The 9,726-nt window shown below is 38.7% G+C and carries 8 protein-coding genes and 1 pseudogene; 5 read left to right on the forward strand and 4 right to left on the reverse strand.

Annotation, left to right across the window (positions count from 1 at the left end; genetic code table 11):
- Positions 1-53 precede the first annotated feature (53 nt).
- A complete protein-coding gene (locus VB732_RS31325; protein ID WP_323234752.1) occupies positions 54-2,735 on the forward strand; it encodes an AAA-like domain-containing protein in 2,682 nt (893 codons plus the stop codon).
- Positions 2,736-2,973: 238 nt separating this feature from the next.
- Here the strand turns inward: VB732_RS31325 and VB732_RS31330 are convergent, their stop codons facing one another.
- Positions 2,974-3,744, reverse strand: coding sequence for a transposase (locus VB732_RS31330; protein WP_323234753.1), 771 nt, complete (start codon positions 3,742-3,744; stop codon positions 2,974-2,976).
- 210 nt (positions 3,745-3,954) lie between these two features.
- On the opposite strand from VB732_RS31330, the gene VB732_RS31335 reads away from it, so the two are divergent.
- The gene (locus tag VB732_RS31335) at positions 3,955-5,823 is read left to right on the forward strand and encodes an AAA-like domain-containing protein (RefSeq protein WP_323234754.1); all 1,869 of its coding nucleotides are present in this window, start codon (positions 3,955-3,957) and stop codon (positions 5,821-5,823) included.
- A gap of 101 nt (positions 5,824-5,924) precedes the next feature.
- Here VB732_RS31335 and VB732_RS31340 read toward each other — a convergent pair whose 3' ends face one another.
- Together VB732_RS31340 and fldA are read right to left on the reverse strand one after the other, a co-directional pair.
- Complete coding sequence (locus VB732_RS31340) at positions 5,925-6,677, reverse strand: alpha/beta hydrolase (RefSeq protein ID WP_323234755.1); 753 nt, start codon at positions 6,675-6,677, stop codon at positions 5,925-5,927.
- Positions 6,678-6,885: 208 nt separating this feature from the next.
- On the reverse strand, positions 6,886-7,398 hold the full coding sequence (gene fldA, locus VB732_RS31345) for a flavodoxin FldA (protein ID WP_323234756.1): 513 nt from the start codon (positions 7,396-7,398) through the stop codon (positions 6,886-6,888).
- Positions 7,399-7,758: 360 nt separating this feature from the next.
- On the opposite strand from fldA, the gene VB732_RS31350 reads away from it, so the two are divergent.
- From VB732_RS31350 to VB732_RS31360, 3 genes are all read left to right on the forward strand, one after another.
- The gene (locus tag VB732_RS31350; protein WP_323234757.1) at positions 7,759-8,013 is read left to right on the forward strand and encodes a type II toxin-antitoxin system prevent-host-death family antitoxin; all 255 of its coding nucleotides are present in this window, start codon (positions 7,759-7,761) and stop codon (positions 8,011-8,013) included.
- Positions 8,006-8,266 carry a Txe/YoeB family addiction module toxin gene (locus VB732_RS31355; protein ID WP_323234758.1) on the forward strand — a complete coding sequence of 87 codons (261 nt, stop codon included), beginning with the start codon at positions 8,006-8,008 and terminating at the stop codon, positions 8,264-8,266. Before VB732_RS31350 ends, VB732_RS31355 begins: the two co-directional genes overlap by 8 nt.
- A gap of 196 nt (positions 8,267-8,462) precedes the next feature.
- Complete coding sequence (locus VB732_RS31360) at positions 8,463-8,765, forward strand: hypothetical protein (protein WP_323234759.1); 303 nt, start codon at positions 8,463-8,465, stop codon at positions 8,763-8,765.
- Between the two features lie 229 nt (positions 8,766-8,994).
- Here VB732_RS31360 and VB732_RS31365 read toward each other — a convergent pair.
- Positions 8,995-9,726 (reverse strand): annotated as a pseudogene (locus VB732_RS31365) (mannose-1-phosphate guanylyltransferase); the annotation flags it as partial.

Consider the following 9,726-nt stretch of genomic DNA (forward strand, 5'->3'; position numbering starts at 1 on the left):
AAGTACCTCAAAACGATTTCTAGGTATAATTTAAACTATTAGCCATATAAAGTATGACTACAAGTTCGCCTGTTCCCGAAAATTATCAATATCAATTTGGCGGTAGTCTTCCTGCTAATGCACTTACCTACGTCACACGCAAAGCTGATGCAGATTTGTATCAGGCTGTGAAAGCTGGAGAGTTTTGTTTTGTCCTCAACTCTCGACAAATGGGTAAATCTAGTTTGCGTGTCCGCACAATGCAAAAGTTACAGGTTGAAGGAATTGCTTGTGTATCTATTGATTTAACCGCACTTGGGACATCAGGGCTAAAGCCGGAACAATGGTATTCTGGGATTATTGATACTATTGCTGGTTCTGAAAGTTTAAACTTAGGTGAGCAATTTGATATAGATGAATTATGGGAAGAAAATTCCCGTTTTTCTGATGTGCAGATTTTTGGGAAGTTTATTGACAAATTACTCAAATTAGTTTCCACACAGATTGTTATTTTTATAGATGAAATTGATAGTATTCTCAGTTTAAAATTTCCGGTTGATGATTTTTTTGCTTTAATTCGAGCTTTCTTTAATCAAAGAGTTGATAATCCTGAATATCAACGCATTACTTTTGTGCTTTTGGGAGTCGCCACGCCTTCTGAGTTAATTCAAGATAAAAAGCGCACTCCTTTTAATATTGGCAAAGGAATTGAATTAACCGGATTTAAATTTGCAGAAGCTTTACCTTTAATCAAGGGATTCTCTGCACAAACTAGCAACCCGGAAGCCGTACTAAAAGCGATTTTAGACTGGACTGGAGGACAGCCATTTTTGACTCAGAAAGTCTGTGAATTTGTCCGTAAATCTGCAACTGTAATTCTCCCAGGTGAGGAAGATGCTTTTGTAGAGAATTTAGTCAGAAGTCGAGTGATTGAGAATTGGGAATCTCAAGATGAACCGGAACACTTTAGAACGATTCGGAATAGGATTTTAAAAAGAGATGAACAAAAAGCGGCATACTTGTTAGATTTATATCAACAAGTATGGCACTCAGGCGGAATAGATATTGATAGTAGTATTGAACAGAGTGATTTACAGTTAGCGGGAATTGTTGTTAACAAAGAGAATAAATTAAAAGTTTATAACCTAATTTATCAAACCATTTTTGACAACTTATGGATTGAGAAAACTTTAGCTAGTTTGCGTCCTTATGTAGAGAATTATCGTCAGTGGATATTATCAGGAAAACTGGATGAGTCTCGTTTATTGCGGGGGCAAGCTTTAGTAGAAGCGGAAGTTTGGGCAAAGGATAAAAGTTTAAGTTTTCAAGATGGAGAATTTTTAGCCGCTAGTCGCACATTACAGCGAAAAGAAGAACTTGCAGAAACAGAAATCCAGGCAGCATTAGAAAGAGAAAAGAAAGAAAAGGAAGCAGCAGAAAAAGCTAGACAAATTGAAGCGGAAGCTAAACAAGAAGCAGAAAGGCAATTAATAACTGCTAGGCAAAGAATGCGTTTTGGAGTGATAGTTTTATCTGTTACTTTAGGAATTACAGGTTTGTTAGGTATAGGTGCATTTATCCAGTTGCAAACTGCTCACAAAAACACAAAAGAACTCAACCAATCTATTGATAAAATTAGAAAATTATCAGCAGTAGCTTCTAAACTGCAACAAAAGGGAAAAACAAACGAAGCCAATCAGTCTTTGAATATTGCAGGTTTGGTTTTGCAGAAGAAAATTAATAATTTTCAGCTAAAAGAGGCTTTATTAAATAGTTCGCTGGTTTTAGGATATCAATATCTAGCTGATGCAGACAAGGATCAAAATCAAAAAAAAGATTTAGAAAAGGCTGAAATAAATTTTACTAAAAGTCTGGAAGAATTATCAATAATAGAAAATAAAATTGATAAAACTCCCGATAATTTAGCTACTTTAGTTTATATTAACTACGTTAAAGGTAAATTAGAGGAACGCTCAAATAAATCTAAGGCTTTAGCAGATTATAAAAAAGCATTTGATTCTATCAGCAGTCTTAAATCTCAGTTTAAGTCTCATCTTGATTTATTTACCTTAAACCTAAATATTCTCTACAATGGCAATGCTGATATTGTAGCTTTGCTTTATCGGAAACTAAAAAAACTGGATAGCTCAAATCCAGCTTATGCTGAATCTTTAAAGGAACATTTATTGAATGAATTAGACTATTTAATGCAGCAGCAAAGATGGAGGGAAGCAGATGATAAAAATTGGCAGTTTATTCTCTATTCAGCGGGAAAGGAAGAACAAACTTATCTAGATTTAACTGATGTCAAAAACTTTAATTGTAAGGATTTAAAACAACTAGATACACTTTGGGTAAATAACTCTAAGGGGTATTTTGGTTATAGTGTCCAGAAAAAAATATATTTGGCTACTGGCAATTCTCTCGATTTTGATTGGGAGAAGGGAGAATGGAAAAATTGGAACGATAAAGGGTATAATGATTTTACAAAAAGTGTGGGATGGACAGGACAGGATGGGGAGTGGAGAAGATATGAGGAATTACCCATGAACCTGAAGAGAGGGGAGGTAGGGGAGGGAGAAGTATCAGTGGGAGAACTCCCTAATTACGGAAAAGATTGGGGGGCGCAGGGTGGAGGGGGTGGAAGTGTCGGTGTCTGGAGGGAGAGTAGGAAAGGAGTAGAGGGAGAAAGTAGAACTTCGAATCGAACATGGATTTCTCTCTTTTATGGAAGACTTGTAAATTGTAGCAGATAAGGCTTTCAGAGAATTGGAAAGATTTATTTTTGGGATATTTTCCACGCAGTAATAAGGCTTTGGGAGATTCGATATCTGGCACTAGGCAATGTACAACCCAAAGAAAAAAAACAAACAACACAGAGGGAACTGAGAAGAGCTAATTTAGAGTCGTTGATATTACCAAAAAGTAGCAAATTCCTGTAAAAAAGACATATTTAGTGATAAATAGAGACACTGCTCCTATCTTCATCTCAAATCATTGATTGTGATCTCTAAAAATCATCCCTGCAACTTGCGGATTATAACAATTAGCAAAAATAAATTTCTCAGCCACATCAACAATTTCTGGATTACTTGCCTCCCAATTATCCCAAGGCAATCGCATCTGTCCTGGTGATGCTTTTTTTCCTTTGCCTTTAATTACTTTAGGCAAAAATTGATTACCCCAAAAATAGTGTTTTTCTGTTTTCGCTTTTGGTTTGTACTTCTTACAAAAACCTCGATATTTAGCAGCACATTCATTCAAAGTTTTCCCCAACACCAAAAAAGCCGGATGCCAAGTTGTTAAACCATCATCTCCCAGTCGGTCATAGACTCCATAATTACTAAAATCATAGAAAAAGCCTTCTTGCATTCCCGCAGCTTTTGGGTTGGCGTGAATATACCGCAGCGTATTCAATGCCCGTTGATAGTCACTTTTGTCAAATCCTGTGCTGTGATAACGTTTTTCCCAAAAATGTCCTGTACGGTTCAACATTCGGTTAAAACACATAGCCGTGTACCAATTTATCCAGTGCATGATTTTGGGTAAATCGTTCGGTTGTGCCGGCTCAAGTAGATAGTGGACATGGTTAGACATAATACATAGGGCATAGAGCTTAAATTGGAACTTAGCCAATGCCTTTTGGAGAGCATAGAGAAACACCTGACGGCATTCGTGACGCGTTAATTTAAATTCCCGGTTATTGCACCGAGTCGTGACGTGATAGCTGTATCCTAGTTTTAAGTCGCGCTGCGATCGTGGCATAAGAAGAATTTGTCATCCTAAGAGGATGTTTAAAAAGTTCTCTTGTCGGTAGCAAAACGTTCTAGATCCCCCTAAATCCCCCTTAAAAAGGGGGACTTTGATTCCATTCCGGTTCCCCCCTTTTTTAAGGGGGGTTAGGGGGGATCTAAAAGCGCCTAAAATCACAGCGAAACACTTTTCAAACAACCTCTAATTCTCCCCATAATATCTATGCCCTTTAACATTTTTTCTAAACCCCCAAAACCTGAACCCGCAGAGATGACTGGTTTAATCAAAATATCGGGATGTGACAACCCAAAGCGCTGCGGGGATGTGATTTTTGTTCACGGGTTAGGTGGCCACGCACGAGGAACTTGGCATCCGCAAGAACTACCCAACGATGATAATTTCTGGTTAACATGGCTTGCACAAGAAAGACCAGATTTAGGGATTTGGTCTTTTGGCTACAAGGCTGAACCCTTTGAGTGGAGAGGTTCAACTATGCCACTCTTTGATAGAGCAAGTAATTTACAAGAATATTTAGAAGTTTCTTATATTGGAGAATACCCAATAATTTTTATCGCTCATAGTATGGGTGGATTATTAATCAAAGAAATGCTGCGTAATGCTCAGACATTTCAAAAGAAAGCAGTTATTCAACAGACAAAAGGTATTGTATTTCTATCCACTCCTCACACTGGTTCTCATCTCGCTAACTTAGTCGATAAAATTGGGATTTTGGCACGAAGCTCTGTCAGCGTTGATGAACTGAAAGTACATATTCCCCAACTGCGTCAACTTAACGAGTGGTATCGGCAAAATGTTGATTCCTTAGAAATTGCTACAAAGGTTTATTTTGAAACAAGACCCACCAAAGGCTTTTTAGTTGTAGACCCAGATAGTGCTAACCCAGCCATCAAAGATGTCCAACCTATTGCTACAGATGATGACCATCTTTCTATCACCAAGCCAACATCAAGAAATAATTTAGTTTACAAGGGAGTTAGCAAGTTTATTAAGCAACAATTGCTAATTAATATAGGTATTGAACAAGCAAAACCAGAAGCCCAATATAACAACTCCTCAGTGATTTATGAAAATCCTGATGGTCAAGTTCCTCTTAATTCGCCCTTTTATATCGAGCGTCCAGAGGTGGAAATTAAATGTTATGAATCCATCCTCCAATCAGGGGCGTTAATCCGCATCAAAGCGCCGCAAAAGATGGGTAAAACTTCTTTAATGAGTCGCATTCTTAACCATAGTAAACAAAAAGGTTATCGCACAGTTTCTCTTAATTTATGGAGTAAAGAAAATCTTACCGATCTCAATAATTTCTTACAGGCATTCTGTGCAATTATGAGTGATGAATTAGGGCTAGAAGAACAAATAGATAAATATTGGAAAAAACGCTTAAGCAGTCAAGTTAACTGCACTAATTATTTAAAAGATTATTTATTAAAAAATATTAATACTCCTCTAGTATTAGGCTTAGATGATATTGACAAAATTTTCCCTTATTCCGAAATTGCTCAAGAATTTTTTGTTCTACTCCGAGCTTGGCATGAATACGGTAAAAACGAAGATATCTGGCAGAAATTGCGTTTAGTAATTGCTCATTCTCAAGAAGTATATGTTTCCTTAAATGTCAATCAATCTCCCTTTAATGTGGGTTTATCTGTTGAAATAGGAGAATTCAACGCCACACAAATAAAAGAATTAGTCGAACGACATAAATTAAATTGGTCAGATACACAAATCGGACAATTAAGGGAATTGATTGATGGTCATCCTTATTTATTAAGGACTGCTCTTTATCAAATTGCTACAGGTAATTTAACTTTAGAAGAGTTCTTGAAAGTTGCTCCCACTGATGAGGGATTATTTAGAGGCTTTTTACATCCCTATCTTTCATTGCTAGAAGAAGACAAGTTGTTAAAAGCAGCGATGAAAAAAGTGATTGAGAGTGATATTCCTGTTAAGTTAGACTCTGCACAAAGTTTTAAATTACGCAGTCTGGGGTTAATTGAATTTAAAGAAAATAAAGTTCAATGCCTTTGTAATTTATATCGCCTTTATTTTCGAGAACGCCTATCCGAATGATTACACCCAGCTTAAGATGATGAACCATCAATAATTAGCGATGCCTACGGCGGCAAGCTACGCACCACCAACACCAAAGGCGATCGCACTCCTGTATCTTACTAATTTGTAGAAGTACTAAAAGATAGCGCAGATGCTTCCACCAAATGCAGATTGTGGCGTTGCCAAAAACTCAAAATTTGTTCGCCAACCTGTTGAGGATAGAAGTAGTGAAAAAAATGATACCCTTCTGGGCATTCCCAGAGCTTATCTTCTGGCTTCAACCAATTCAACCAGTCATGCAATACAGTTGAGTTGACTACCGGATCACTCTTGCTACCACATACCATCATTGGCATAGAAACTCCACCCTTGGGTAAATAAACCAACTTAAATAAAGAGTGGGACGTGGGAGATTGTTCTAAATCTTTATCTAAGGCAGCTACTAACTTCTTAGTAGTATGAGGCGGTTGATTTCCAAAAAGACTGCGAACGGTACTTGCTAAAACTAGCTCACGGCTGATGCTAAAAAGTTGTCGTTGAAAGTAATAGTGAGCGTGCCAATTATTTGCAGGTTGAGCAGCTACAGCCAGCAGAGTTAGCGATCGCACTTTTTGAGGAAATCTACGCGCAAAGGTTAAGGCGATCGCACCACTCATCCCATGTCCGGCTAAATGCACGGGGCGATCGCGCCATTCTAAAAACTCATATAGCAACTCCACAGCCTGATCTATGGAACTAGCTTCATCTTTAGTTTGCTGGTATTCCCACTGGGCGATTCTCATATACCCAGATAAATATTCAAGTAATGGTTTATCAAAACGCTTCAAAATAGGACTAGCATTTAACCACAGAACATCAAATGAATCAGACATAAATACCTATAATTTCTAAATTATCAATTTCAATAAAGACGCACAGCTAGCGGTGCGCCCCTAATCTCAACACAGTTCAGTTAGCGCCAAAAACCTTAAATTCTGTAGGTTGGGTTGAGGAACGAAACCCAACATTTTCGGGGCTTTGTTGGGTTGCGCTTTACTTAACCCAACCTACAATTTTTCTTAACTGTATTGCCCCTAATCTCTACAAACCAAATTCTGTCTTTAACTGAGCAACCCAAGTTTTAATTCGCTCGTCTGTTAAATCGGATTGACTACCTTCATCAAGTGCCAATCCGACAAATTTGCCATTTTTCAAAGCTCTAGAATTTTCAAAGTCATAACCCTCTGTTGGCCAGTAGCCAACAGTTTTACCGCCTCGCTGGGAAATTTTTTCTTCTAGAATTCCCATCGCATCCTGGAAATTATCGGCATAGCCATATTGATCGCCATCACCAAAATAGGCAACCAGCTTACCACTGAAATCTATTTCATCCAGATCCGAGAAAAAGCCTTCCCAATCGCTCTGAAGTTGACCAATATCCCAAGTAGGAGAGCCAATAATTAGTAATTCATACTCATCAAAAGTGCTAGTATCCGCCTCATAAATGGGATGTAATGTTACAAGATCACCACCAAACTCATCCCGAATTTTTTCAGCATCAGATTCAGTGTTGCCAGTTTGAGTACCGTAAAACAGACCAATTTTTTTCGACATATTTCCACCTGATATATATGATGTGTGATTCTGCGATGGTGCAAAGACCCGCCAGAAGCGATCGCAATAATTGACGCAAGGATACTTATTTACCTAGTTCGTGCAACTCAGAAAAACAAACTGCTATTGGTTAACAGCAGGAAAGCAAACAAAGCTCCTCCACAGCTACCTCCTGATAAAGTTTTCAAATCGCTGAAACTTATTTTTGGCTTAATGAATATCTATCTCAATAAACCTGAAGATATACTACCAGACTTATTGATAACTTTTTTCATCTATAAATAATAAAGTTTTGTGAAGTACACGAATTGAAGAAACCGCTAAACTTGTACAATAAGCAGTACAAGTTCACGCAACAAGATGAAAGTTATCTCTTTTAGCGAGGCGAGAAATAACCTGAAGATGGTTTTAGATCGGGTGACGGAAGATGCCGACTATACGATCATCACAAGACGGGATGCGGATGATGCGGTGGTGATGTCGCTAGAGTTTTTCAATAGTCTGATGGAGACTGTGCATTTGCTGAAGTCTCCGACAAATGTAGCCCATTTGGAACGTTCTATTGCTCAATTTAAGCAAGGGAAAGTGGTGGAACGAGATTTGCTCAATGACTAGAATGCTGGCATGGACAGATGAAGCTTGGGCTGATTATCTTTACTGGCAAGGGCAAGACAATAAGACACTTAAAAGAATCAATAAATTGATTCAGGAGACGATGCGGATGCCTTTTGAGGGTATAGGTAAGCCAGAACCTCTACGGGAAAATTTAGCTGGATTTTGGTTGCGGCGAATTGACGATACCAATCGTTTGGTTTATGCGGTGGAGGATGCCTATCTAACGATGATTTCTTGTCGATACCATTATTAAACTTGAGACAAATCGCGTCATGTACGCGATGTTGTCCGTATTAATCAATAACTATTTTAAGTATATTTTCTTGAAAGCACTCCATCGACTCAAACTAAGTGCCTTACGATATCCTCACAAAATGTTCCTAATGATTACTGGTTTCAAAAATTACTTCGGTAAAGGAAGCTAGAGGAAGTAAGTTTTTTGTGCATTTATGAAATTAATCCAAATACTAAAAGTAGCTGTAATTCCTGTTTTGACTGTATTTAGCTTGGTGTCTGCATCAAACGTAGCACTAGCTGACTACTTAAATAGTCAGGGTTCAGGAGGTGATTACCGTTATGAATTATGGTCTAGCGATGATAATAGCAGTTACTATTTAAAAATTTGGTCAGTTGAAGCAAGTCCAGACAGTAGCGCATACTCCACAACTAGCTCATTTGACTCTAGTAGAGAAGCTTTAATTCATTTTGATTGCCATTACGCTGAGAGAAGTTTACCAGAATGTCCTCGATGATAATTTTGAACCCCCCTCAAAATAATTCGTAATTGCTAATTCGTAATTCGTAATTAAAGAATTCAATTCCGAATTAACGCGATGTGTAACTTATTCTTGGAACCCCACTTCCATTCCTCTCCCCGAAAGGTCGAGAGGCTTTGATTCTTGCTCCCCTTCCCTTGCAGGGAAGGGGCTGGGGGTTAGGTTTGAAAGAAAGTCGCACACGGCGCTAATTACGAATTACGAATTATGCTTCGGCGGGTTGATATTCTTGTTGTCTTTCCACAAACGACTGAACACGGGTGCGGTAGTTTCTCACAGTCTCATCTACCCATTCGCGATCGTTGCTATTTGCATATAAATGCACCAGTGGTTCACTGGCATCTGGTAAAACTAACAGCCAACTGTCATCGTAGGGTTGACAAATTTTCACTCCATCAATGAGTTCTAGATTTTGGGCTGGATGAGTTTCCACCAAGTAACGCATTAAAGCACCCTTAGCTGTCCACGGGCAACGGACTGTATAAGTTTTGTGAATTACGCGGGGCAATTCCGATCGCGCAGCAGCAAGCGATCGCTCCTGTATAGTCAACATCTCAATTATCTTCGCTATACAGAACATGGAATCAAATCCTGGATGCAGCTGCGGGAAAATAAAACCAGTCTCTCCACTACCTCCCAGCACTACATTTGGGTTTTTTTGACAAGCTTCCATTAAGGCTGTAGGGTTGGCTTTGGTGCGAATCACCCTACCATCATGACGACGGGCGACTTGTTCAATAGCACTAGAAGCATGAACTGGCACTACTACCGTTCCTCTGGGGTTAGCCGTCAGAATCATGTCTACCATCAGTGCTGTTAAAGTTTCGCCACGAATTGGGTAGCCTGATTCATCAACTAAAATTAGCTGTTCTCCGTTAGCGGATACTTGCACACCAAAGTTAGCTTTCAATGCCTCCACTACATGACCTAATTGGGG

Origin of the sequence: Nostoc sp. UHCC 0252 (assembly GCF_034931145.1) — a bacterium.
In the GTDB taxonomy this organism is placed as follows: domain Bacteria; phylum Cyanobacteriota; class Cyanobacteriia; order Cyanobacteriales; family Nostocaceae; genus Nostoc.